General features: G+C 67.9%; 22 protein-coding genes. 12 read left to right on the top strand and 10 right to left on the bottom strand.

Features of this window, described 5'->3' with window-relative positions; translation table 11 throughout:
- Nucleotides 1-4: 4 nt before the first annotated feature.
- The 5 genes from OG976_RS13825 (at nt 5) to OG976_RS13805 (ending at nt 6,417) form a co-directional block, all read left to right on the top strand.
- Nucleotides 5-1,477 (top strand): adenylate/guanylate cyclase domain-containing protein, encoded by a 1,473-nt coding sequence (locus OG976_RS13825; protein WP_328349712.1) that lies wholly within the window; start codon nt 5-7, stop codon nt 1,475-1,477.
- 124 nt (nt 1,478-1,601) lie between these two features.
- Nucleotides 1,602-2,159, top strand: a complete 558-nt coding sequence (locus tag OG976_RS13820) for a TetR/AcrR family transcriptional regulator (protein WP_328349710.1) — start codon at nt 1,602-1,604, stop codon at nt 2,157-2,159.
- Between the two features lie 13 nt (nt 2,160-2,172).
- Complete coding sequence (locus OG976_RS13815; protein WP_328349708.1) at nt 2,173-4,437, top strand: molybdopterin-dependent oxidoreductase; 2,265 nt, start codon at nt 2,173-2,175, stop codon at nt 4,435-4,437.
- 22 nt (nt 4,438-4,459) lie between these two features.
- Nucleotides 4,460-6,028, top strand: a complete 1,569-nt coding sequence (locus OG976_RS13810; protein WP_328349706.1) for a class I adenylate-forming enzyme family protein — start codon at nt 4,460-4,462, stop codon at nt 6,026-6,028.
- Nucleotides 6,025-6,417, top strand: coding sequence for a DUF6941 family protein (locus tag OG976_RS13805; RefSeq protein WP_328349704.1), 393 nt, complete (start codon nt 6,025-6,027; stop codon nt 6,415-6,417). The genes OG976_RS13810 and OG976_RS13805 overlap by 4 nt, the downstream gene beginning before the upstream one ends.
- Before the next feature lie 3 nt (nt 6,418-6,420).
- On the opposite strand, the gene OG976_RS13800 is transcribed toward OG976_RS13805, so the two are convergent.
- The 5 genes from OG976_RS13800 to OG976_RS13780 are packed head-to-tail and all read right to left on the bottom strand — an operon-like array spanning nt 6,421 to nt 11,978.
- Nucleotides 6,421-8,595 carry a molybdopterin-dependent oxidoreductase gene (locus tag OG976_RS13800; RefSeq protein WP_328349702.1) on the bottom strand — a complete coding sequence of 725 codons (2,175 nt, stop codon included), beginning with the start codon at nt 8,593-8,595 and terminating at the stop codon, nt 6,421-6,423.
- Nucleotides 8,596-8,602: 7 nt separating this feature from the next.
- On the bottom strand, nt 8,603-9,811 hold the full coding sequence (locus tag OG976_RS13795; RefSeq protein ID WP_328363548.1) for a cytochrome P450: 1,209 nt from the start codon (nt 9,809-9,811) through the stop codon (nt 8,603-8,605).
- 8 nt (nt 9,812-9,819) lie between these two features.
- Nucleotides 9,820-10,524: an NIPSNAP family protein gene (locus OG976_RS13790; protein ID WP_328349700.1), complete on the bottom strand. Its 705-nt coding sequence runs from the start codon at nt 10,522-10,524 to the stop codon at nt 9,820-9,822.
- Nucleotides 10,521-10,721, bottom strand: coding sequence for a ferredoxin (locus OG976_RS13785; RefSeq protein ID WP_328349698.1), 201 nt, complete (start codon nt 10,719-10,721; stop codon nt 10,521-10,523). The genes OG976_RS13790 and OG976_RS13785 overlap by 4 nt, the downstream gene beginning before the upstream one ends.
- Before the next feature lie 15 nt (nt 10,722-10,736).
- Nucleotides 10,737-11,978: a cytochrome P450 gene (locus OG976_RS13780; RefSeq protein WP_442930332.1), complete on the bottom strand. Its 1,242-nt coding sequence runs from the start codon at nt 11,976-11,978 to the stop codon at nt 10,737-10,739.
- A gap of 104 nt (nt 11,979-12,082) precedes the next feature.
- Here OG976_RS13780 and OG976_RS13775 point away from each other — a divergent pair, with 104 nt between their 5' ends.
- On the top strand, nt 12,083-12,631 hold the full coding sequence (locus tag OG976_RS13775; protein ID WP_328349694.1) for a TetR/AcrR family transcriptional regulator: 549 nt from the start codon (nt 12,083-12,085) through the stop codon (nt 12,629-12,631).
- A complete protein-coding gene (locus tag OG976_RS13770) occupies nt 12,628-13,560 on the top strand; it encodes an LLM class flavin-dependent oxidoreductase (protein ID WP_328349692.1) in 933 nt (310 codons plus the stop codon). Before OG976_RS13775 ends, OG976_RS13770 begins: the two co-directional genes overlap by 4 nt.
- A gap of 2 nt (nt 13,561-13,562) precedes the next feature.
- On the opposite strand, the gene OG976_RS13765 is transcribed toward OG976_RS13770, so the two are convergent.
- The gene (locus OG976_RS13765; protein WP_328349690.1) at nt 13,563-14,573 is read right to left on the bottom strand and encodes a zinc-dependent alcohol dehydrogenase; all 1,011 of its coding nucleotides are present in this window, start codon (nt 14,571-14,573) and stop codon (nt 13,563-13,565) included.
- Nucleotides 14,574-14,717: 144 nt separating this feature from the next.
- Between OG976_RS13765 and OG976_RS13760 the strand changes: the two genes are divergently transcribed.
- Nucleotides 14,718-15,470 carry an SDR family NAD(P)-dependent oxidoreductase gene (locus OG976_RS13760; RefSeq protein WP_328349688.1) on the top strand — a complete coding sequence of 251 codons (753 nt, stop codon included), beginning with the start codon at nt 14,718-14,720 and terminating at the stop codon, nt 15,468-15,470.
- Here OG976_RS13760 and OG976_RS13755 read toward each other — a convergent pair.
- On the bottom strand, nt 15,467-16,675 hold the full coding sequence (locus OG976_RS13755) for an FAD-dependent oxidoreductase (protein ID WP_328349686.1): 1,209 nt from the start codon (nt 16,673-16,675) through the stop codon (nt 15,467-15,469). The genes OG976_RS13760 and OG976_RS13755 overlap by 4 nt on opposite strands.
- Nucleotides 16,676-16,684: 9 nt before the next feature.
- The gene (locus tag OG976_RS13750; RefSeq protein ID WP_442930535.1) at nt 16,685-18,589 is read right to left on the bottom strand and encodes a potassium transporter Kup; all 1,905 of its coding nucleotides are present in this window, start codon (nt 18,587-18,589) and stop codon (nt 16,685-16,687) included.
- A gap of 135 nt (nt 18,590-18,724) precedes the next feature.
- Here OG976_RS13750 and OG976_RS13745 point away from each other — a divergent pair, with 135 nt between their 5' ends.
- The 4 genes from OG976_RS13745 to OG976_RS13730 all read left to right on the top strand — a co-directional run bounded on the left by OG976_RS13745 (nt 18,725) and on the right by OG976_RS13730 (nt 22,088).
- Nucleotides 18,725-19,468, top strand: coding sequence for a (Fe-S)-binding protein (locus tag OG976_RS13745; protein ID WP_328349682.1), 744 nt, complete (start codon nt 18,725-18,727; stop codon nt 19,466-19,468).
- Nucleotides 19,465-20,931: a LutB/LldF family L-lactate oxidation iron-sulfur protein gene (locus OG976_RS13740; RefSeq protein ID WP_328349680.1), complete on the top strand. Its 1,467-nt coding sequence runs from the start codon at nt 19,465-19,467 to the stop codon at nt 20,929-20,931. The genes OG976_RS13745 and OG976_RS13740 overlap by 4 nt, the downstream gene beginning before the upstream one ends.
- On the top strand, nt 20,928-21,554 hold the full coding sequence (locus OG976_RS13735; RefSeq protein ID WP_328349678.1) for a LutC/YkgG family protein: 627 nt from the start codon (nt 20,928-20,930) through the stop codon (nt 21,552-21,554). Before OG976_RS13740 ends, OG976_RS13735 begins: the two co-directional genes overlap by 4 nt.
- 108 nt (nt 21,555-21,662) lie before the next feature.
- A complete protein-coding gene (locus OG976_RS13730; RefSeq protein ID WP_328363545.1) occupies nt 21,663-22,088 on the top strand; it encodes a hypothetical protein in 426 nt (141 codons plus the stop codon).
- 4 nt (nt 22,089-22,092) lie between these two features.
- Here OG976_RS13730 and OG976_RS13725 read toward each other — a convergent pair whose 3' ends face one another.
- Both OG976_RS13725 and OG976_RS13720 read right to left on the bottom strand, forming a co-directional pair.
- Nucleotides 22,093-22,956, bottom strand: coding sequence for a rhomboid family intramembrane serine protease (locus OG976_RS13725; RefSeq protein ID WP_328349676.1), 864 nt, complete (start codon nt 22,954-22,956; stop codon nt 22,093-22,095).
- A gap of 43 nt (nt 22,957-22,999) precedes the next feature.
- Nucleotides 23,000-24,760 carry an N-acyl-D-amino-acid deacylase family protein gene (locus OG976_RS13720; protein WP_328363542.1) on the bottom strand — a complete coding sequence of 587 codons (1,761 nt, stop codon included), beginning with the start codon at nt 24,758-24,760 and terminating at the stop codon, nt 23,000-23,002.
- Nucleotides 24,761-24,974: the final 214 nt, after the last annotated feature.

Genomic DNA, 24,974 nt, shown 5'->3' with positions numbered 1-24,974 from the left:
CACTATGACGGCGAGCAGGCTGAAGGTCCGCTACGCCAGGGCGCTGGCGCTCGGCCAACTGCTGGCCGCCGTCGAACTCACCCTCCTGATCATGCCGATCCGCCATGAAGTGGTGCCCGGGGCCCAGACGGTGTTCGCCAGGGACACCCTGATCGCCGGCATCGTGCTGTCGGTCCTCGGCATCGGCACCGCCATCGCCTACGCCGTGTACGTGGTGGACGTGAAGCTGCGCTGGTTCACCACCGGGCAACAACCCGACGCGCAAGACCGGATGTTCGTGCGCCGGCTGTTGCGCAACCAGTCGGCGGTGTTGGCCGGCATCTGGGCGGCCAGCGGGGTGGTCTTCATCATCGTCAACCGCGACGGCGGAGCGCCCGCGGCCTGGCTGATCGCCATGGCGATGATGTTCGGCGCCACCACCTCGGCCGGCGCCGCACTGCTGCTGTTCCAGCGCACCATGCGGCCCATCACCGCGGCCACCACGACGACCATGGGGCGCGACCGCACACCCGGCGTCCTGGCCCGACTGCTGTTGATGTGGCTGATGTCGAGCGCATTGCCCTCCATCGGCATCGCGGTGGTCGTGGTGATGCACTCACACGGCTGGATCATCGAGAAGAGCGCCAACATCGAGCTCCCCGTTGTCGTGCTGTCGCTCATTTCGGTTCTGGTAGGTCTGCGCGGGATGTCGATCGCTGCCCTGTCCATCTCCGACCCGGTGCGTGACGTCGTCGAGGCGATGGCCAAGGTCGAGCACGGCGAGATCGACGCCAAAGTCGAGGTATACGAACGCTCGGAGATCGGCCGACTGCAGAGCGGGTTCAACCGGATGGTCGCCGGGCTTGCCGAACGCGACCGGCTCCGTGACCTGTTCGGCCGCCACGTCGGACCGGATGTGGCCCGCCGCGCGGTGAGCGAACGAGGCACGCTGACCGGCGAGGTCCGCGACGCGGCCGTGCTGTTCGTCGACCTCGTCGGATCCACCCAGCTGGCGCAATCCCGCTCGCCGTCAGAAGTCGCCGAGGTGCTCAACCACTTCTTCGAGATCGTGGTGGCCGCCGTCGACGAGCGCCACGGGCTGATCAACAAGTTCCAGGGCGACGCCGTGCTGGCCGTCTTCGGCGCTCCCCTGCCCCAAAGCGATCCGGCGTCAGATGCGTTGGCCACGGCCCGCGAACTCGCGGTCCTGCTGCGCCGGCTTCCCTTGGTGGACTTCGGTATCGGCGTGTCTGCCGGGCCGGTGTTCGCCGGCAACATCGGCGCCAAGCACCGCTACGAGTACACCGTCATCGGGGACGCGGTCAACGAAGCCGCCAGGCTGGCCGACCTGGCCAAGCTCACGCCCGCCCGTGCGCTGTGTTCGGCGGTGGCGTTATCAAGTGCGGCACCACCCGAGCGTGCGCGGTGGGCGGAGTCCGGCGCCGAAGTGCTGCGCGGACGACTCGAGCCGACGGTGATGTCGGCGCCCGTGAGCTGACCGCTCGCCCCTTACCTCATCGCCTCTGCGGGGAGAGTGCCTCGCGGGCACTCGAACGCGATCTCCCCGCAGAATCGATGCCGAGTCTGGTGTGCAGCGATTATGTATGGTTACATACATAGCCATGGCGAGCCCTCGTGAACGCATGGTTGCCTCGGCCGCGCTGCTGATCCGCGAACGCGGCGCACACCCAACGGCGATCGCCGACGTTCTCGAGCACAGTGGCGCTCCGCGCGGCTCGGCCTACCACTACTTCCCCGGCGGTCGGAACCAACTGCTCTGCGAAGCAGTCGATTACGCGGCCGACTATGTTGCCGCGAAGATGGCGAAGGCCGCCAGCGGCGCCGACATGCTCGACGCGATGATCCGCTTCTACCGCAAGCACCTCATTGAGACCGACTTTCGTGCCGGCTGCCCCGTCCTGGCCGTCGCGGTCGAAGCCGGTGAACCTGGCGTTGCTTCACCGGTCCTGGATCGCGCCGCTGTGGCATTTGACCGCTGGAATAGCGTCATCGCCCAACAGCTCATCGCCGACGGGATGCCTTCCAAGCGGGCCGAAGAACTCGCGGTGTTCGTGACCGCCGCACTGGAAGGCGGCATCGTGCTGGCCCGCGCGGCCCGCGACATCGCACCACTGGACGTCGTCCATCGACAACTACGCGGCCTACTCGAGGCCGGCTAGAGAAGGAGCCCCCATGTCCGATGACTGGCAGCCCACCGCCTGCATTCTCTGCGAGTGCAACTGCGGCATCGTCGTGCAAACCAGCGTCCAGGACGGGGCCGGCCACCTGGCCAAGATCCGTGGCGACAAGGACCACCCCGGATCTCGTGGGTACACGTGCAACAAGGCATTGCGACTGGACCACTATCAGAACAACTCCAACCGGCTGACCTCCCCGATGCGGCGCCGCGCCGACGGCAGCTACGAGGAAATCGACTGGGACACAGCAATTTCCGAGGTCGCTGCCGGATTCAAGCGGATCGCCGACGCCCACGGTGGTGACAAGATCTTCTACTACGGCGACGGCGGCCAGGGCAACCACCTCGGTGGCGCCTACAGCAGCGCGTTCCTCAAGCCGCTCGGCTCACGGTACCGCTCGAGTGCGCTGGCACAGGAGAAGACCGGTGAGTTCTGGGTCGACTCCCAGCTCTACGGCGGGCACACCCGCGGCGAATTCGAGCATGCCGAGGTGTCGATCTTCGTCGGCAAGAACCCGTGGATGTCGCAGAGCTTCCCGCGGGCCCGCACCGTGCTCAACGACATCGCCAAGGACCCCGCCCGCTCGATGATCGTGCTCGACCCGGTGCTCACCGACACCGCCACGATGGCCGACTATCACCTACAGGTGAAGCCGGGCGCCGACGCCTGGTGCCTGGCGGCGATGGCGGCTGTCCTGGTCCAGGAAAACCTCTGCGACGAAACCTTTCTCGCCGAGCACACCCGCGGCGTCGAGGAGGTACGCGACGCGTTGCGCGACGTTCCGGTCAGTGACTACGCCCAACGCAGCGGCGTCGACGAGGACCTGCTGCGTGCGGCAAGCCGCCGTATCGCCGCCGCGGACAGCGTCGCGGTCTTCGAGGATCTCGGCGTGCAGCAGGCACCCAACAGCACGCTGGTCTCCTACCTCAACAAGCTGCTCTGGATCCTCACCGGCAACTTCGGCAAACGTGGCGGGCAGCATCTACATTCATCGTTCGCACCGCTGTTCAAAGCGGGCGGAGTCGGGCGCACGCCGGTGACAGGTGCACCGGTGATCTCCGGTCTCATCCCCTCCAACGTCGTACCGCAGGAGATCTTGACCGACCACCCGGACCGGTTCCGGGCGATGGTCGTCGAGAGCAGCAACCCGGCCCACTCGATCGCCGACTCGGCGGCCTGCCGCGCGGCGTTCGAATCCCTGGAACTTCTGGTGGTCATCGACGTCGCGATGACCGAGACCGCACGGCTGGCGCACTATGTGCTGCCGGCGGCCAGCCAGTTCGAGAAGACGGAATGCACGTTCTTCAATCTGGAGTTCCCGCACAACGACTTTCAGCTTCGTCACCCGCTGTTCGAGCCGCTGCCCGGCACCTTGGCCGAGCCGGAGATCTGGGCGCGGCTGGTGCGAGCTCTCGGCATCGTCAGCGAGGAGGACCTGCGACCGTTGCGCGAGGCCGCCAGGCAGGGCCGCGACGCCTACACCGCGGCCTTCTTCACCGAGTTGGCCGGCAACCCGGCGCTGGGCAAAGTGCTGCCCTACGTCCTCTACGAAACCCTGGGTCCGACCCTGCCTGAGCGCCTGAAAGGCGCTGCGGCACTGTGGGGTCTGGCGCAGAAGGCCGCCGTGACGTACCCCGATGCCGTGCGCCGGGCGGGGTATGTCGACGGCAACGCGTTGTTCGACGCGATCCTGGACACCCCGTCCGGGGTGACGTTCACCGCCCACGAGTACGGCGACGACTTCGCGATGATCAGCCACCCCGATGGCAAGATCGCCTTGCCGATACCCGAGTTGCTCGACGACATCCGCGCACTGCGGGACGTCACCCCCGGCTTGACCACAGCGGAGTTCCCCATCGTGTTGTCCGCCGGTGAGCGCCGGGCCTTCACCGCCAACGACATCTTCCGCAATCCGAACTGGCGCAAGCGCGACGCCGAAGGCGCGCTGCGGGTCAGCGTCTCCGACGCCGAATCACTCGGCCTCGTCGACGGCGGCCTGGCCCGGATCACCACCGCCGCGGGCAGTGCGGAGGCCCGCGTCGAGGTCAGCGCCACCATGCAAGCCGGTCACGCCGCCTTGCCCAACGGCTACGGCTTGGACTTCGTCGACTCCGACGGCGCGGTCCACGTCCCCGGTGTCTCGCCCAACGAGCTGACCTCGGCCGACTGGCGCGACGCCTACGCCGGGACGCCCTGGCACAAGCATGTGCCCGCCCGCATCGAACGTGTGTCTGCCGACCTCGCGGCGGCGACCGCCTAGCGTCGCCCTAGGATCGCGTTTTGTGCAGTGTCGGTGGGGTGAGGACGTCGAGGTAGGCCACTACGCGGGCCATCCCGGCCTGGTCTACCCGCAACGACCCCACACGTTTGACGAGTTGTTCGATGGTTCGCAGCGCTGGGCGGACCGGACGTTTCTGGTGCAGGGCGACCGGCGGATCAGCTTCGGTGAGTTCTTCGCCGCGGTGGACGCAGCGCGCGAGAAGCTCCGGGCGCTGGGTACGGAACCCGGTCAGCGCATCGTGCTGCTGGGCTACAACAGCCCGGACTGGGTCGTCGCGCTGTGGGCGATCTGGGCGCTGGGCGCGGTACCGGTGCTGGGCAACCGGTGGTGGAGTCCTCGGGAGGCCGAGCACTCGATCGCACTTGTCGCACCCGTCGCGGTCATCACCGACGACACCACCGTCCCGACCACAGCCCCCGTCCTCGACGTCGCCGAATTCGCCTCCTGCTTCGGTGATTTCACCGACGCGCCGCCCGCGCTTCCCGGTCCCGCCGACGAGGACGACCCCGCTGCCATCCTGTTCACCTCCGGCAGCTCCGGCATGCCCAAAGGTGTCGAGCTGTCGTTTCGCGGCATCGTGGCCAACCAGCAGAACGTCCTGGTGCGGTCACGGCAGCTGCCACACCAGCTGAATACTGAAGCGCCGCAACAGGTGAACCTGGTCTGCACGCCGCTGTTCCACGTCGGTGCATTGGCCACCCTGCTGAGCCAGATGATCACCGGCGGGCGGATCGTGCTCAACTCCGGCCGGTTCGAACCGGGCCAGGTGCTCCGCCTGATCGAAGCCGAAGGGGTTCAGCGCTGGGGCGGTGTGCCGACGATGGCGGTGCGTCTGCTCGAACACCCTGACTTCGACTCCTATGACCTGACCAGCCTGCGCGCCTTCCCGCTGGGCGGTGCCGCGGTATCGCCGGTGCTGCTGGACCGGATGGCTCGCAAACTGCCGCAGCTACAGGCCCGCGGCCTGGCCAATACCTGGGGCATGACAGAGGGTGCCGGGTTCTTCACCGTCGCCGGCAGCTCGGACCTGGCGACGTATCCCGCCTCGGTGGGCCGTCCCTACCCGACGGTGGAGCTGGCGATCGGAGACCCCGACGACCGCGGTGTCGGCGAGGTGCTGGTCCGCTCCCCCACCCTGATGCTCGGCTACGTCGGAATCGACGGCGGCCCCATCGATTCCGACGGCTGGCTGCATACCGGCGACCTCGGCCACCTCAACGACGAGGGATACCTGTTCATCGACGGCCGCAGCAAGGACATGGTGATCCGCGGCGGCGAGAACATCTCCTGCCCCCACGTCGAGGAAGCGCTGCTGTCGCACCCGGACGTCGTCGAAGCCGCCGTGATCGGCCTGCCGCACCCCGACCTCGGCGAGGAGCTGGCCGCCGTCGTGGTCCACCGCCAGGGCGGCCGGGCGCCGTCCGAGCACGAACTCGCCGAGCACCTGCGCGGTGTGGTGGCCTACTTCGCGGTGCCGACCCGTTGGGTGATCCGCGAACAACCGCTGCCGACCGTGGCCGGCGAGAAGGTCGACAAGAAGACACTCGCCGCCGAGTTCAGCCACCGATGAGAGCCATGGTGCTGCTGGCCAACAGCGGCCACCTGGACCAGAACGGGACGGTGCATGCCCTCGGGCTGGGCTGGACCACCAGCCCTACGCCGACTGCGCAGCACGTCCTGATCGTGTTCGTCGAGGTCCAGTGGTCGGAGCTGGGCCGATCCTTCCCGATCCGCGCGGAGCTCGTCGACAGCGACGGTGCCCGGGTGGCCCATACCGAGGAGAACACCATCAAGGCCCGCCGCCACCCGGTGCACCCGGAGGGCACGCCGGTCACCATCCCGTTCATTGCGACCATCCCGCCGCTGAAGCTCACGGTGGGTGAGCGCTACCAGTGGCGGGTGTCCATCGCCGGCGAGATGCACGAGGACTGGCTGGCCGGCTTCACCGTGACGGAGTGAGTGCTAGGACACCGCTTCGATGCGCACCGCGACGCCGTTGAGCACCGACATCCCCGCCAGTGTCTCGAGATCCTCGGGCCGGCTGGAGGTCAGCTCGTTGACGTTGGCTCCGGGCATGCTGTTGGCCAGCTGCCAGCCGCCGCGGTGACCCCACCCGTGGGGGACGGCGATGGTTCCGCTGCCGACCTCGTCGGTGACCACCACGTCGGTTTCGATGGCACCCTGGCGCGAGGTGATCCGGACCCGTCCGCCGTCGACGATCCCGGCGGCACCGGCGTCGTGCGGGTTGATCCGGGTGCGCTGCTTACGGTCGCCCTTCATCAGGGTGGGGCTGTTGTGCATCCAGGAGTTCTGCGACCGGACTTCGCGAATGCCGATGGCCAGCAACGGGAACTGCGCATCGTCGTGGCCGCGCGAGCCCAGCCGGCCGACCTCGGCGACGATCTCCGGCGGGTCGAGCCGGACCTTACCGCCTGGGTGGCGGACGACCTTCTCGAGCACCCCGGTCGGAACGTGATCGGCGAGCACCAACCCGTGCGGGTTCGCCCGCAGCTTCTTGAGGTTCAGCCCGCCGCGGCGCAACCCGAATCGATCCCCGTAGGGGCCCAGTCGCAGTAGCAGCGACATCAGGCTCTTCGGTGTCACGTTCATGATGCCCTTGCGTTCCAGCAGGGACAGAACGGGATTGAGGCGCTCTAGCGGTCCGGTGGCGAACAGTGACAGGCCCATCCGCTTGGCGATGTCGGCGTAGACCTCCCACTCCGCGCGGGCCTGTCCGTACGGCTTGAGCACGGCCTCGGTGGTCTGGACGAACACCGAGGGGCAGCATGCCGCGAAGGTGGTCGGCAGGTCGTCGCGCTCCAGCATGGTGGTCGCAGGCAGGATGTAGTCGGCGTATTTGTTGGTCTCGGTGACGTAGAAGTCAAGGGAGACAAGCAGATCCAGTTTCCGGATGGCCGCTTCCAGCGCGTCGCTGTTCGGCACCGTCAGCACCGGGTTGCCGGCCTGGACGAACAGGGCACGCAGTTGGCCCTCACCCGGCGTGGTGATCTCCTCGGCCATCACCGCCGCGGGGAATGTGCCGTTGACATCGGGCAGGTTGCCGACGCGCGAATGCGACTTGCCGTAGGTCAGGTTCCCGGACCGCTCGCCCATGTCCTCCAGCGGGATAACGGCATGCGACATCAGGGTGCCGCCGGGGCGGTCGAGGTTGCCGGTCACCAGTGTCAGCACGTCGAGCAGAAAGCTGACCAGGGTGCCGTGGTTGCCCAGGCATGCCCCGGTGCGCCCGTAGGCGGTCGCGGTGGGTGCGGTGGCGAAGTCGCGGGCCAGGGTACGAAGCGTGTCGGCGGTCACCCCGGTGCGGGTCGCGGTCTCCTCCGGAGGGAACGGCGCGCAGAGGGCGCGTAGCGCGGCACCACCGGTGGACTGCCGGGCGATGGCCGCGGCGTCGTCGAGGCCCTCGGTGAAGATGACGTTGAGCATCGACAGCAGCAGCCAGGCATCCGAGTCGGGTCGCACGGCGATGTGCTCGTGGGCGCGCGCGGTTTCGGTGCGGCGCGGGTCGATCACGACCACCCGGCCCCCGCGGCGGGCGATCGCGGTCAGGTCGTCCTTGATGCGGGGCGCGCGGACCGCGCTGCCCCGCGACACCAGCGGGTTGGCCCCGAGCATCAGCAGGAAGTCGGTGCGGGGCAGGTCCGGGAACGGCAGCTGGCTCACCGCGCCGTAGAGCAGCTTGCTCGCGACGAAGCGGCTGTTGATGTCCTGGGAGCCCGCCGAATACAGGTGCTTGGTGCCGATGCGCGCCATCAGCAGCCCGCCCCACAGTCCGGCCGCATACCCGAACGCGGTCGGGTTGCCGATGTACTGGCCCACCGACGTCCCGCCGTGGCGGGCGATGATCGCCGTCAGCCGCGCCGCGATGTCATCAAGTGCCACGTCCCAGCTGACTTTCTCGAACTGACCGTCGGATCGCCGGCGCAGCGGCGTCAGCACCCGGTCGGGGTCGTTCTGGACGTCGGTGAACGCGATGCCCTTCGGGCAGGCCCGGCCCTGGGATAGCGGGTGGTCCGGATCGGGGCGCAGCGACACCAGCCGGTCGTTCTCCACGGCGGCGATCAGCCCGCACATCGGTTCGCAGATCCGGCAGTAGGTAACGCGATTCTCGACCGACATCGAGCGATTATTGCACTTCGACGGGGACCGAGTTCCAGCCCCATTGGAAGCTCGACGGCGGACGCCAGGCCGCGTTCTCCTCGATGGCGTAGTCGGGCACCCGACGCAGCCACTCGCCGACCAGCACCGCGATCTCGAGCCGGGCCAGGTGATAGCCGAGGCAGAAGTGTTGGCCGCGACCGAAGGCCAACGACCGGTCGATGGGGCGGTCCCAGACGAAGGCCTCCGGGTCGGTGTACTCGCGTTCGTCGCGGTTGGCCGAGGCCAGCAGGCTGATGATCCGTTGGCCGGGCTGGACCGTGGTGTCGTGAATCGTGAAGGGCCGCCGAACCGTTCGGGCGAACCACTGTGCGGGTGCGCAGTATCGGATCATCTCGTCGCGGGCGACCGCAACGGTGGCGGCCGGGTCGGCGCGCACCGCGGCGAGCTGCTCGGGATGCCTGCTGAGTTCCCACAAGCCGTGCGCGACGATCTTGGGCACGGTCTCGGTGCCGCCGATGAACACCCCCAGCAGCTGGACGGCCACCTCGGCATCGGACAGCGCCGACCCGTCCGGCAGCCGGTAGTTCAGCAGCTGCTCGACGATCACCGAGCCGCCACCGGTGCGGGCCCGGGCGACAACCGGGATCAGGTACTCCAGGTAGCCCGGTCGGGCGTTGGCCACCTCGACACCGCTGCCCGGCTGTGCCAGGCTGCCGGCGTTCACGGTGGCCAGCACGTCGGCCGCGAGATCGGTCGGCAGGCCGATCAACTCGCAGACGATCGAGGCTGCGACGATGCCGCCGTAATCCTGGGTGAGATCGAACCTGCCGCGCGGCAACAGCTCGTCGAGACGCTGGTTGGCCAGCTCCTGGATGCGACTCTGCAGGGTGGCGGCCGGTTTCGGGCGGAACGGGCCCGCGGTGCAGCGCCGGACGTCGTCGTAGATCGGTGCGTCGAAGTTGGCGTGAAACGGCATGGGGTGCAACGCAGGATCGGGCACCGGACCGTCGTTGCGGTGCTCGAGCACCGCGGCCGAGGGCAGCGTGCCCTCGGAGGCGACGAAGGTGCCGTCGTTGATCTCGAGCACCCGCCAGATGTCGTCGAAGCGGGACAACGCGAAGGTGTCCAGGTCCTCGATGTAGTACACCGGGTGGCTGTCGCGCAGGGTGCGATAGAACGGCCGCGGGTCGGCCATCACCTCGGGATCGAACGGGTGATAGGAGAAGTTCTGCATCACCACCGCTATCGCAACGGGGACGGCGGGAGCGCCTGCAGGATGGAGTCCTCCCAGCCGTCGCGCAGGGCCGGGGCGACACTCATCCAGGTGACGATCTCGGCGGGTGGGCTGTCCTTCCAGGACGGGTAGTGATTCTCGAAGCAGTCCCAGTCACCGTCGAGCGCCCAGTAGTGGATCACCTCGTTGAACCGGAACGTCGTGATGAACGAGCCGAGCCAGCGTTTACCGGTGCGTTCCGACCATGGCACATAGAGTCGTTCGAGCTCGCGGATGTAGTCGTCCTGACGACCCGGCTTGGTCTGCATGACCTCCTGGATCACCAGCCCGGCACCGACTTTGGCGTCGATGAGTTCGGCCAGGGTGCGATTGCTGCGTCCGGCGTACATGATCCGGCCCTCACCGGAGGCGCCCACCCCGGCGAGGTAATCCGACCAGGCCACGAACGCGTCGCGGTGGCTGCCGCCGGGCGCCTGCGCCCGGCCGATCCCGGCGTAGTCGGCGAAGGCGTCGATCTCCCAGATGATCGTGACCTGCGGCCAGTTCCCGTTGTACGGGGTGCTCTCCCAGATCGAGAACAGCCGTGCACCAAGGGATTCCATCATCGGCTGGTATACGGCGGTGAACTGTTCGGTGAACCGGTCGCTGCGCTCGCTGCCCAGCGCGATGGTCTCGTGCAGGTAGAGCAGGGTGTGGCTGAAGTACTTCTTCACTGGTCGTCCTCGACCACGGTCAGCGCCGCGGCCGGGCACTGCGTCACGGCCTGCTGCATCCGCGCGCGGTCCGACTCGGGCCGGTGGCTGTCGTGCAGGCGCACCAGGCCGTCGTCACCGACTTCGAAGACGTCCTCGGCGATCGTCTCGCAGATGCCATGCCCGGTACATTTGCCGGGGTCGACCTCGATGCGCATAGTCCTCTGCTCTCGTCACCGCACGAATGCGGGCAGCCGCTTGATCCCGTGCACGAAGCTGCTCATCAGGTACTCCGGTTCGCCGAACTCGACGGTGACCCGGGTCAGCAACTCGCGGAAGATGTTTCGCAGCTCGGTGCGGGCCAGTTGGTTGCCCAGACAGAAGTGCGGGCCGCCGCCGCCGAACCCGAGATGAGGGTTGGGCGAACGCTGCAGATCGAATGCCTGCGGGCGATCGAAGGCCGCTTCGTCCCTGTTGGCCGAGCAGTAGAACAGGCCCACCTTGTCTCCGGCGGCCAGCTGCTGGCCGGCCAGCTCGGTGTCTTGGGTGACGATGCGCGCGAACTGCAGCACCGGCGTGGCGAACCGGATGAACTCCTCGACCGACTGGCTGATTCGGCCGTCGAAATCGGCCATCAGCCAATCCCGCTGGTCGGGGTTGGCTGCCAGGGCGAGCATGGCGTGCGACGTCGTCTGCTTGGTGGTGTCGTTGCCCGCCGAGGCCAGCAGGATCAGGAACGCGCCGATCTCTTCGTCGGTCAGACGGTGCCCGTCGACCTCGGCGTTGACGATGCTGGTCATCAGGTCGTCGGCGGGATGGCGGCGACGGAACTTGGCCAGTTCGATGCCGGTGTTGGCCAGCAGGAACATCTCGTTGATGGTCGCCTCGGCGCGCTCGTCGAGGCTGCTGTACTCGTCATCGCTCATGGAGAACAACTTCTCGGCCGCCTTGGCCACGGCTTCACGCTGATCTGTTGGGACGCCGAGCATTTCGGCGATCGTCATCATCGGCAGCCGGGCCGAGCAGGCGGCGACGAAGTCGACCTCACCGGCGCCGACCAGGTCGTCGACGATCGCGGCGGCGTTCTTGCGGACCTGCTCGTCGATCTGGGCCACGTTGCGCGGGGTGAACGCGGAACTGATCAGACGCCGGTACAGGGTGTGCTGCGGCGGATCCATCATCAGGAAGAACGTCGCGATGCGCTGCAGGTCGGCGGGCATCGGGTCCAGCGCGATGCCCTGTGCCGAGCTGAACAGTTCCGGATGCAGACTCGCGTGCACGATGTCGGCCCGGCGGGTCAGCGCCCAGAAACCGGGCTCGTCGGTGTCGAACACCGACGGGACCGGGGGATGCCAGCTCAGCCCGTCGGCGTGCCGCAATGCCGCGAAGGTCTGGTCCCGGACCTCGAAGTGCTGGCCCCAAAATTCGCGCGACGTGATGTCGTGCGGGCTGTAGTCACGGTCAACCTCAGGCACGAGCACAGCGTGACACTTTGGCGCATATTTGTAAATACAGTGGGATGCATCTCGGTTGCGTGAACCTGCGTGACACATTGGCCGCGACCTGTAATCCTGTACAGGTGAGCCACCCGCCCGCCGCAACCGATGCGACACTCGATGCCGACGAGACCTCGTCGCGTCACCGCATCCTGAAGGCCACCGCGGAGGTGCTGGCCCGCAACGGCCAGACCAAGCTCAGCCTGTCCGAGGTGGCCCTGCAGGCCGGTGTCTCCCGCCCCACGCTGTATCGCTGGTTCGCCTCCAAGGAAGAGCTGCTGAAGGCCTTCGGCGTCTACGAGCGGCACATGTTCGACGACGGGATCAGTCGTGCGACCGCCGGGCTGCGCGGAGCCGACAAGCTGGATGCCGCGTTGCAGTTCATCGTGTCCTACCAGCAGTCCTACTCCGGGGTTCGGCTCATCGACATCGAGCCCGAGGTGGTGATCGCCCAGCTCGGAAACATCCTGCCGGTCATGCGTACCCGCCTGGAGCGGCTGCTCACCGGGGCCAACGCGGGAGTGAAGGCGTCCACCGCGATCCGCGTCGCCGTCTCGCACTACGTCGTTCGCAGCGACGACGCCGAGGAGTTCCTGGCGCAGCTGCGCCACGCCGTTGGCATCAGGCAGTGAGCCGGCTCGACATCGGGGTGTACGTCCCGCAGATGGGGTTCACCTACCGCGACATGCTGCACCGCGCCCAGCGCTGCGAGGAACTCGGTATCGGCTCACTGTGGCTCTACGACCACATGTACGGGCCGGGCGTTCCGGGGATCGACTCGCTGGAGGCCTGGACGCTGGCCACCGCGCTACTGAGCCGAACAGAGCGCCTGCGGGTCGGACATATGGTCCTGTGCAACCAGTTTCGTCATCCGGCGGTGCTGGCGAAGATGGCCACCACCCTCGATCAGGTCTCGGACGGCCGACTCGTACTCGGTGTCGGGAGCGGTTCCATCGAGGACGAGCACCGCCGGATGGGCCTGCCCTGGGGGTCGTTCGCGGACCGCTCGCAGCGGCTGCGCGAGACGCTGGAGATCCTCACTCAGGCCTTCGCCGGCGAGCACATCGACTACAGCGGTGCGCATTACACCGTCCGCGACATGCCGATCAAACCCGGACCGGTGCAGCGGCCTCGCCCGCCGATCGTCGTCGGCGGCTCCGGGGAGAAGTACACCCTGCCGTTGGTGGCCCGCTACGCCGACGTCTGGAACGTGCCGACCTACGCCCTGTCAGAGATGCAGCACAAGCTGACGGTACTGCGGTCGCTGTGCGAGGACATCGGCCGCGATCCGTCGTCGATCGTGATGTCGGTGGAGGCGGTGCTGGCCATCGCGCCCGACCAGACGGCGCTGCCTGCCGTCCGCCAGTTGGCCGAAAAACGGTTCGGTGATCCAGCTTTCGGCCTGCACGACGGTGGACTGATCGGCACACCGCAGGCGATCGTCGACCGGCTCGGCGAACTGCACGAGATGGGCTTCGGCCAGGTGGTGTTGTTCACCCATGACCGGGCTTCCGACGCGACCCTGGAGCTACTTGCCGCCGAGGTGCTGCCCCAGGTGTGAGGTCAGTCGAAGGTGACGACGACCTTGTCGGCAGCGCCGGGCGTGAGCGCGGTCTGCAGGGCCTCCTCGACGTCGTCGAATCCGAAGCTGTGGCTGACGATCACGGCGTAGCGCTCCCAGTTGGCCACCAGATCCTTTGTCACTTCGAAGATCTCGGTGGGGTAGCCCATCGAGCCGACCACGGTGATCTCGTTGCCCATGAGGTTGACGAGGTCGATCGACACCGGCTCCTTGTGCACCGCGACGACCCCGAGCGTGGCCCCTTTCTTGGCGGCGGTCAGTGCGGTGGTGATGACGGAGGGCGAGCCGGCGGCATCGAGGTAGATGTCGGTGCCGGCCTTTCCGGGCCACATCGCCTCGCCTTTCCCGTGCAGTTCGATCAAGGCCGCCACGACGTCGTCCTCAGCGGCGTTCACGACGGCGTCGGCGCCCACCGTCAGTGCCTTGTCCAACCGTGATCCGATGAGGTCGACCACGGTGACGTGGCCGACGCCGATCGACTTGTAGGCGATGGTGGCGCCCAAGCCGATCGGGCCCGCTCCGAACACCACGACCTTGTCCGACGGCTTGGGCCGGGTCTGGTTGACGCCGTGGCGGGCGACGGCCATCGGCTCGTTGAGGGCGGCGACCGCGAACGGCACCTCGGGCGGGATCACCTCCAGGCTGATTCCGCGCACGGCGTTCTCGACGAGCAGGTAGTCGGCCAGGGCGCCGGTGGGGCCGCCGTTGCCGATGACGCCGGTCGCGGCGGCCATCGGGTTGACGACGACGTGGTCGCCCACCTTGAGGTCCTTCACATCGCGGCCAACGTCGACGATCTCACCGGCCGGTTCGTGCCCCAGCGGCATCCGGCCCTGCCGCGGCGGAAGGCCGCCGATCGCGATGTACAGCGCGTCGGATCCGCAGATGCCGCATGCCTTCATCTTCACGAGCACGTCGGCGGGTCCGACAGTGGGGTCGGGCACTTCGACGATCTCGGTCTTGCCCGCGCCGACGACCATGGACACCTTCATACCGAACTCCTCGAATCGTCGAATATTCGAACGGCGCAATGCAATTCGCGCCGAGCGATGGTTGACACCTGCGACGGGGGTCCTTACCGTGACCGCCATGGTAGGGCACACGGCCGCAGAGTCGCCGACGATCGAAGCATCTCGGTGAGCGGCCCGCTGGAGGGCACGCGGGTCGTCGTGACGGGCGCCGCCACCGGCCTCGGCGCCGCCGCGGTGCGCGCGCTCACCGCCGCGGGAGCCGGCGTCGTGGCGACCTACCACCGCACCGAGCCGGCCGAGGCCGGCGCGGCGACGTGGCTGCAGTGCGATGCCCGGGATCAGGACGCCGTCGGCGCGATGATGGACGCCGCGGTCTCGGCCCTGGGCGGTTTGGACGTCTTGGTCAATGCCGCCGGTTCGTGGCAGCAGGGTATCCCCGGCGCCATCACCGCCGCGGACATCGACGTCGCTTTCGACACCAACCTCAAGACGACGATCTTCACCAACCAGGCGGCGCACGCCGTCATGCGCGGGTCCGGCGGCCGGATCATCAATTTCGGCTCATCGGAGGCCGTGACCGGCAGCCCCATCTCGGCGGTGTACGCCGCGTCCAAGGGCGCGGTGCAGGCGTGGACGCGCTCGGCGGCCAAGGCCTGGGCAGCCGACAAGGTGACGGTCAACGCGCTGGCCCCGGCCATGCAGACGCGCGGCGCGCAGCGTCTCCGGGAGTTCCTCGGCCCGGCCGCCGCGCCCTTCATCGATGAGCAGATCCGGGCCAGCATCCCGCTCGGCGGGGCGCTCGGCGATCCCGACCGCGACCTCGGCCCGGTGCTGGTGTTCCTCGCCGGTGAGGGCTCGCACTTCATCACCGGCCAGCTGCTCGCCGTCGACGGCGGGCTGGTGATGCTCGGCGGTTAGCGCCGGGCGAAAGCCGGCGCCCGTTCCGGTCGCACCCCGACGCCGACGACGTAGGCCGGGACAGCCGACAGCCAGGGCAGCCGCTGGATCAGCTTTGTCATGGCCGCAGGCGGGTTCGCGCTCTCCCCCCGCAGGATCGGCTCCACCAGCTGCCGGTGCATGACCCGCTGCACGGCCTGGATCAGCGCCGCGGCGGGCAGCCGGCGGCGGCGGACCGCGGCCAGGTCCCGGTCGGTGACATCGCGCCGGCGCAGCGGATCGGCCAGCAGGGTCGCGGCGCCGACCGCGTCCTGGACGGCGACGTTGATGCCCACCCCGCCGACCGGCGACATGGCGTGGGCGGCGTCGCCGATACACAGCACCCCGTCGGTGTGCCAGCGCTTGAGCCGGTTGACCCGGACGTCGAGGAACTTCACGTCGTCCAGTGAGGTCAGGCTGTCGACGTTGGCTTCCGGCACCAGTTCGGTCAGTTCGGCCTTGAACGCGTCCAGTCCGGCCGCCCGCAGGCCGGGGTCGCGGCCCTTCGGGATCAGGTAGGCGATCTGGAAGTAGCCCTCCCGCGGGATCATGATGAGCACCCGGCCGGGCGCGGTCCGCGGGATCAGCGAGTACTGCGCGCCGCTGTCGCGGGGCAGCCGGAACCACCAGACGTCGAAGCCGACCGGGAACTCGCGGGCCTCCAGCCCGGCGCTCTGGCGCACCACCGACCAGCGGCCGTCGCAGGCCACGGTCAGCTCGGCGGCCAACTCGCCGTCGCCGTGCGGCGAGGTGTAGCGCACCCCGGTGGTGCGCCCACCCGTGCGCACCAGCCCGGTGACCTCGTGTTCCAGGAGCAGCGTGAATGTCGGCTCGGCCGCGGCGGCCTCGGCAAGCAGGTTGAGCAGATCCCACTGCGGCACCATCGCCACGTACGGGTGCGGTTGGCGCAACCGGCGGAAGTCGACCATGGTGAGGGACTTACCGTCGACGGTCAGTGTCGCCGCCTCGACCTTGCTCTGCGGCAGTGCCGCGAACTTGTCCCACAGCCCCAGGTCGTCGAGGAGCCGCAGAGTGCTGGGATGCACAGTGTCGCCGCGGAAGTCGCGGAGGAAGTCAGCGTGCTTCTCCAGCACGGTCACCTCGACACCGGCTCGGGCCAGGATCAATCCGAGCACCATCCCGGCGGGTCCCCCGCCCACAATCGCACACGTCGTGGAGTCGGTCATCCCTTCACGCTAGACCTCGATACGCGCCCCGATGATGACCGTCTGCTCCAGGGGCATGCCGAAGTAACCGGCCGCGTCGGCGGTCATGTGCGAGGTCGCGATGAACAGCCGTTTGCGCCACGGCGCCATGGTGGGTTTCTTGCCCGCGCACAGGTCCAGCTTGGACAGGAAGAACGAGGCGTTGTCGACGTCGATGATGCCCTCGGTGTCGGCAGGGTTGACCAGCCGTAGCGCCGCCGGGACGTTGGGGCGCTCCATGTAGCCGAATCGTGCTGATACGAAGAAGATTCCGTCGTAGTGGCTGCCGAGATCGTCGACGGTGATCCGGTCTTTGTCCGATACCCGCGGGACGGGCGGGGTGTCGATGGACATGATGATGATGTGCTGATGCAGCACGTGGTTGTGGTCGACGTTGGCGCGCAGCGACAGCGGCGCGGTCTCGCTGCCTCGGTTGAGGAAGATCGCGGTGCCGGGGATCCGCGGCAACGGCGGGTCGCGGCGGGTGATGTCGTGGACGAACTCGCGCAGCGGGCCCTCGGCGACATCGCGTGCCGCGGTGACGATCACCCGGCCGCGCTGCCACGTGATCAGAACCGTGAAGGCGATCAGACCGATCAGCAGCGGCAGCCAGGCGCCGTGCACGATCTTGGTCATGTTGGCGGCCAGGAACATCAGGTCCACCACCAGCAGCGCACCGCCACCGGTGGCCACCAGCCACAGCGGCCAGCGCCAGCGGTTGCGCGCGATATAGAGGAACAGCACCGTAGTGATGGTGATCGTGCCGGTGACGGCCATCCCGTAGGCATAGCCCAGGGCCGCCGAACTGCGGAACGCGAAGACCAGGATCAGCACCGCCGCCAGGAGCATGCCGTTGATCCACGGCACGTAGATCTGCCCGATCGAGGACTCCGAGGTGTGCGCTATCCGCAGCCGTGGCAGGTAGCCGAGCTGGGCGGCCTGGGATGCCACCGAATAGGCCCCGGTGATCACCGCCTGCGAGGCGATCACCGTCGCCGCGGTGGCCAGCACCATCATCGGTAGTTCCCAGCCGTTGGGCACCAGCAGGAAGAACGGGGCGTTGACCACACTCTGGTCGCCCAGCAGCAGGGCGCCCTGGCCGAAATAGTTGAGCACCAGGGCGGGCAGCACCAGCCCGAGCCAGGCCCACGTGATCGAGGCCCGGCCGAAGTGCCCCATGTCGGCGTAGAGCGCCTCGGCACCGGTCACCGCGAGCACCACCGCGGCCAGCGCGAAGAACGCGATGTGGAAGTGGCTGACCATGAACTCCAGCGCATAGGTGGGCGACAGTGCACGCAGGATCTGCGGATGGCCGAGGATGCCGCGCACCCCGCAGGCGCCGATCACGGCGAACCACACGATCATCACCGGCCCGAAGAACCGGCCGACGGTGGCGGTACCGTGCCGCTGCACCAGGAACAGCCCGATGATGATCACCGCGGTGATGGGCACCACGAGTTCGGCCAGACCAGGGTCGACGATCTTGAGGCCCTCGACCGCGGACAGCACCGAGATGGCGGGGGTGATCATGCTGTCGCCGAAAAACAGTGCAGCGCCCAGTATTCCGAGGCTCGACAGGATCGCGATGACGCGCGGGCTCGAGCGGCTCCCAAGCCGCTGTACCAGCGTGATCAACGCCATCACGCCGCCTTCACCGTCGTTGTCGGCGCGCATCACCAGCGTGACGTAGGTGAGGCTGACGATGATCATCACCGACCAGAAGACCAGCGACACCACCCCGTAGACGTTGGCCGGGGTGATCGGCACCGGATGCGGATCGTCGGGGTTGAACAGTGTCTGCAACGTGTAGATGGGGCTGGTTCCGATGTCCCCGAACACCACGCCGAGCGCACCGATGATCAGTCCGGTGCGGGCTTTGTGGGCGGTCGGATGCACCGGTATCGAAAAGTCTGTGCCCACAGCTGGAGTTCCTCATGTTCGGTCCGCCCGGCGTCGATCCCCGGCGACGTGGACTGAATCGTAGCCACCGGCATTCCTCGGCGCCGGTTAAAGGGACGTACGGTTGTGTGAATGCGGATCGCCCTGTTCGCCACCTGCCTGGCTGACGCGATGTTCCCGCGCGCGGCCATCGCCACTGTGCAGCTGCTCGAACGCCTCGGCCACGAGGTGGTGTTCCCGGACGGCCAGACCTGCTGCGGGCAGATGCACATCAACACCGGCTATCTCGGGCAGGCCACCGACCTGGTCCGCCACCACGTGGAGGTGTTCGAAGACGCCGGCTGCGACGTGGTCGTCGCACCGTCGGGATCGTGCGTCGGCTCGGTACGCCACCAGCACGCGATGGTGGCCAACCGCGCCGGCGACACCGCGCTCGCGGACCGCGCCGAGGCGGTCGCCGCGCGCACCTACGAGCTGTCCGAACTGCTGGTCGACGTCCTGGGCGTCCGCGACGTCGGCGCCTACTACCCGCACCGCGTCACCTACCATCCGACGTGCCATTCGCTGCGCCTGCTGAGGGTCGGCGACAAGCCGCTGCAGCTGCTGCGCCACGTTCGCGGTCTCACCCTGGTGGAGCTGTCCGACGCCGAGACCTGTTGCGGTTTCGGCGGAACGTTCGCCATCAAGAACGCGGACACCTCGACGGCGATGCTGGCCGACAAGATGGCGGCGGTCGCGAACTCGGGGGCCGAAGTCTGCACGGCGGGCGACAGCTCCTGCCTGATGCACATCGGCGGTGGGCTGAGTCGGACGCGCTCGCCGGTGCGCACCGTTCACCTCGCCGAGATCCTGGCCGCCACGGAGCCGGCGCCGTGAGCGCGTTCCTGGGTACCCCGGGGTTCGGCAACCTGCGCGGTGACGAGCCGTTTCCCGTCGCCGCGCGGCGGGAGCTCCGCAACACCCAGATGCGCCGCAACGTGGGGCACGCGACCCGCACGATCCGTACCAAAAGGCTTGGCGCGGTGGCCGAATGCCCGGACTGGGAGCAGTTGCGGGCCGCCGGAAGTGCACTCAAGCAGGATGTGCTGGCCCGGCTTCCGGAGCTGCTGGAGGAGCTCGAGAGCAACGTCGTCGCCCGCGGCGGCCACGTGCACTGGGCGCGCGACGCCGACGAGGCCAACCGGATCGTCACCGAACTCGTGCAGGCTGCCGGGGCCGACGAAGTGGTCAAGGTCAAGTCGATGGCCACCCAGGAGATCGGGCTCAACGAACATCTGCAGGCCCATGGCATCACCGCCGTCGAAACCGACTTGGCGGAGTTGATCGTCCAGCTCGGCCGCGACAAACCCAGCCACATCCTGGTGCCCGCGATCCACCGCAACCGTGCCGAGATCCGGGAGATCTTCGCCGCCGAGATGCCCGGCGCCGGCGACCTCACCGACGACCCGCGCGAACTCGCCATGGCGGCGCGCGCACATCTGCGCCGAAAGTTCTTGTCCGCCAAGGTCGCCGTCAGCGGAGCGAATTTCGGCATCGCCGAGACCGGCACGCTGGCGGTGGTGGAGTCAGAAGGCAACGGACGGATGTGCCTGACGTTGCCGCAGAAGCTGATCACGGTGATGGGCATCGAGAAGGTGGTGCCGCGGTTCGCCGACCTCGAGGTCTTCATGCAGCTGCTGCCCCGCTCGTCGACCGCCGAGCGGATGAACCCGTATACCTCGATGTGGACCGGTGTCCATCCCGGCGACGGCCCGCAGGATTTCCACCTGGTGCTGCTCGACAACGGGCGCACCAACGTCCTGGGTGACCCGGTGGGCCGCCCGGCGCTGCACTGCATCCGGTGCAGCGCCTGCCTCAACGTCTGCCCGGTCTACGAGCGCACCGGCGGCCACGCCTACGGCTCGGTGTACCCGGGTCCGATCGGGGCGATCCTGAGTCCGCAGTTGACCGCGACGCGCGACCACCACGACCCGAATGCCGCACTTCCGTATGCCTCGTCGCTGTGCGGCGCCTGCTTCGACGCCTGCCCGGTGCGCATCGACATCCCGTCCATCCTGGTGCACCTGCGCGCACAGCAGGTCGACTCGAAGCGCAATCCGCTTGCCGGACAAACACTTGCGATGCGGGCCGCCGCGTGGGCCATGGGTTCACCGGCACGCTTCGCGCTCGCCGAGAAAGCACTGGGGGCGGCCCGCCTGCTGGCCGGGTCGGATCATCAGATCTCGGCACTGCCGTGGCCGGCGTCGCGCTGGACCTCCTCACGGGACGTACCCGAGCCGCCGCGGGAGACCTTCCGGCAGTGGTGGGCCCGCACGCACGGCCCGGACGGTGCGCCATGACCGAGGCCCGCCGCGTCGTGCTCGACCGAATCCGCTCGGCGCTGGCCGCCGCACCCGCCGACGCCGTCGAGATACCGCGCGACTACGAGCGCTCGCCAATACACGGTCCCGGCGACGCAGACCGCTTCGCCGAGACCGTCGCCGAATACCGGGCCCAGGTGGTGCGCATCGCGGCCGCCGACATCGCCACGACCATCGCCGGGCTGGTGGGCTCCGATCGCCCGGTGGTGACGCCGGCGGACCTGCCCGCCGACTGGGTGAGCGGTATCTACACGGTCACCGATTCGGCCGAAAATCCCCTCGGCGTCACCGAACTCGACGCTGCCGCGGCCGTCGTCACCGGCTGCGCCCTGGGTGTCGCCGTCACCGGCACCATCGTCCTAGACGCCGGTGCCAGGCAGGGCCGGCGGGCACTGACCCTGGTACCCGACCATCACATCTGCGTGGTGTTCGCCGACCAGATCGTCGACACCGTGCCCCAGGCATTCGCGGCGCTCGATCCGCTGCGGCCCCTGACGTTCATCTCCGGTCCGAGCGCCACCAGCGACATCGAACTCAACCGGGTCGAGGGTGTGCACGGACCGAGAACACTCGACGTGCTGCTGGTGGAGACCAGACATTGAGATTCCGCTCGATTCGAGCGCCCGCACAGCATAGATTCGACTGGTTCGGCAGGACGGCCAGACGAAGGGAGCCCGCTCGTGCGGAGGATCGTGGTCAGCGTTGTGCTCATGATGGCGGCGGCGTTGAGCCTTGCCCCATCGGCATCGGCCGCCTTGCAGCCGGGCAGCTACAACGTCAACATCCCTGACCGGCGCGACTTCCACACCTGGATCTGGAGCGTCGCCCCCTGCAGTCCGCCGAATACGGTCACTCCTGAGTGCACCCGCATCTCGGCCGTCGCGCAGCCCATCGCCAAGGCCTACGCCTGGTACGGCAACGCGGTTCTGGTCAACGGGCAGTACACGCTGACCGTCGACGTGCCGGACGGGTTGCGTTGCGGCGACATCTATTACGGCCCTGTCATTCCGACCCACGACGTCTACACCTTCGACGCCAACACGCTGTCGGGAACGTTGCAGTCGTCCTTCGACGCCGGTTGCGACGGGGCACCGGGCGGAACGTTCACCTACCCGTTCTGGTTGACCCGGCTGTAGCGGCTCACGGCGCGATCAGCGCGCCGAAATGGTCGAGCAGATCGGCGGTCCGCCAGACAATCAGCCCGGTGAAGACCACCAGCGTCGCAATGGTGACGGCAACCTGTACGAGCGTGCGGTTGTCCCTGGGCGCGTACACGTAGGCGGCGGCGATCAACGCTCCCGTGGCCAGCCCGCCCAGATGCCCCTGCCAGCTGATCCCGGGCAGGGTGAAGGTCATCACCAGGTTGACGGCGATCAGGATGACCAGAAAGCGGATGTCGAGATTGAGCCGGCGGGCCACCACGAACGTCGCGCCGAACAACCCGAACACCGCGCCGGAAGCACCCGCGGTCGCCGAGCCGATCGGTGCGACCAGGTACACGAGCACCGAACCGCCCAGCGCGCTCAGCCCATACAACGCACCGAAGCGCAGCCGGCCCAGATGCTGCTCCAGGGGCGGCCCCAGCACGTAGAGCGCCCACATGTTGAACAGGATGTGAGCAATCCCGTAGTGCATGAATGCCGAGGTGATCAGTCGGTAGTACTCGCCGCTGGCGACCGCCGGCGCCCACAGCACCAGTTCCTGCCGTAACCCGCGGGAGGCCATGTCCAGGACGAACATCAGCACGTTCGCTGCGATCAGCCCATAGGTGACCACCGGAGCGCCGGTGCGCTGGACACCGCCGAATGCGGTCCGCACCGGGCGCACACTCTGTGCCCCGGCCGCCACGCAGTCGACGCACTGATGCCCGACGGCGGCGCTGCGCATGCATTCCGGGCAGATCGGCCGCTGGCAGCGGGCGCACCGGACGTAGGTCTGACGGTCAGGGTGGCGGTAGCAGGTCGGCGTCTCGGCCGGCGTCTCCGGTATGTAGGGAATGCTCATGATCCTGACACCGAAGATACTGGGTCGCCGGTCGGCAGGGTCGTCAGCGCATCCCGCGCAGCAGTGTGCCGGGGCGCGCCCCGGTATCGGCTCCGTGCCTGCGGGTGACGACGCCGCTGACCACGGTGGCGTCGTAACCACGCGCACCCTGCATCAGCCGGTTGCCGCCGGCCGGCAGGTCGTAGGCCATCAGCGGCACCTCCAGCGCCAGCGCATCCATGTCGATGACGTTGACGTCGGCCTTCTTGCCAACCTTGAGCACGCCGCGGTCGGACAGGCCGAACAGATTCGCGGTGTCCAGGGTCTGCTTGCGCACCACGTACTCGATCGGGAAGCGCGGACCGCGCTTACGATCCCGGGCCCAGTGCGACAGCATGAAGGTCGGGTAGGAGGCGTCGCAGATCAGCCCGCAGTGAGCGCCGCCGTCGGACAGGCCCGAGATGGCCGCGCGGTGCGACATCATCTCGTAGATGGCGTCGTGGTTGCCCTCGACGTAGTTGAAGAACGGCAGCATCAGCATCGCGGTGCCGTTGGACTCCAACATCAGGTCGTACATCGTGGCCAGTGGATCCTGACCACGCGACTTGGCGATGGCACCGACGGTCTGGTCCGGAGTCGGCTCGTAGTCCGGCGGATCGCCGATCGCGTAGATGGTGTCGACGCTGTACTGGATCATCGCGAACAGCGAGTCGAACAGCGGCAGCGGCTGGGCAGGCAGATCGGTCTCGGCCAGGATCGCCGCGCGCACTGCCGAGTCGGCCAGCTTGGCGCGCAGCTCCGCAGGAGACAGCTCGGCCTTCAGCTTCCGGAACGTCGGGCGGTGGGTGAAGGCGTGATACCCGGCGAAGCCGAACAGCATTCCGAACGGGCGGGCCGCGAACTGCGGGTGCACCCGGATTCCGTCGTCGAGGGCCCGGCCGGCGATCTCGAGCTGCTTGCGCCACAGGTCGGGTGCCGACTGGGTCTGGATGACCGGGAACGACAGCGGCCGGTCGATCTCGGCGGCGAGCCGGACCATCCAGTCGAGCTCCCTCATCGGGGCGTCCAGGCTCTCACCGGCCGTGCCTGCCGGGGCCACCTCGAACACGGCCTGGCCACCGGCGGCCATCGCCCGGCCGAGGGCGAACAGCTCGTCTTCGGCGGCATACGTGCCGGGAACGGGTTCACCGTCGACGGCACGGTGGGCTTCGGTGCGCGACGTCGAGAACCCGAAAGCGCCGGCTTCGATTCCCTCCTGCACGATGCGCGCCATGATGGCGATGTCGTCTTCGTTGGCGGGCTCGTTGCGCGCGCCACGCTCCCCCATGGCGTAGCCGCGTACCGCGCCGTGTGCGATCTGGGTACCGAAATCGACTGCCAAGGCTTGCTTTTCGATGACGTCGAGGTATTCCGGGAAGGACTCCCAGCCCCAGCTGATGCCTTCGGTCAATGCGGTGCCCGGGATGTCCTCGACACCCTCCATGAGCTCGATGAGCCACTGTTCACTGCCGGGACGGACCGGGGCGAATCCGACGCCGCAGTTGCCACTGATGACCGTGGTCACCCCGTGCATGGTCGACGGCTCGAGCAGGCCGTCCCAGCTGACCTGGCCGTCGTAGTGGGTGTGGATATCGACGAAACCGGGGGTCACGATCCGCCCGGTCGCGTCGATGTTCTGCACCGCCTCACCCTGCAGACCCGGGTCGTCGCCCTCCCTGCGGCGGATCTCGACGATCGTGCCGTCCTTGATGCCGATATCCGCTCGGAACGGCTTGTCGCCCGTGCCGTCGACGACGGTGCCGCCGGTGATCGTCAGGTCATACATCCATGCCTCCTCGGTGCCGACCGCCAGCGTAATCGCGATCACACTTCCGGGGTAGACACAATCTCAGATCTGTCATCACCCCCCAGCGCATAGATGAATACGGAATCAATTGTGCACGTCGTCAATATTTGCCGAAATTCCGAGTCTGTGAACTTTTCACATCCGGCAATGCTGTCCCTGATCTGGGAATATAGATATCCGTAATAAATTGTGG

This window comes from Mycobacterium sp. NBC_00419 (assembly GCF_036023875.1).
GTDB lineage: Bacteria > Actinomycetota > Actinomycetes > Mycobacteriales > Mycobacteriaceae > Mycobacterium.
This window is presented reverse-complemented; position numbering and strand designations above follow the sequence as displayed.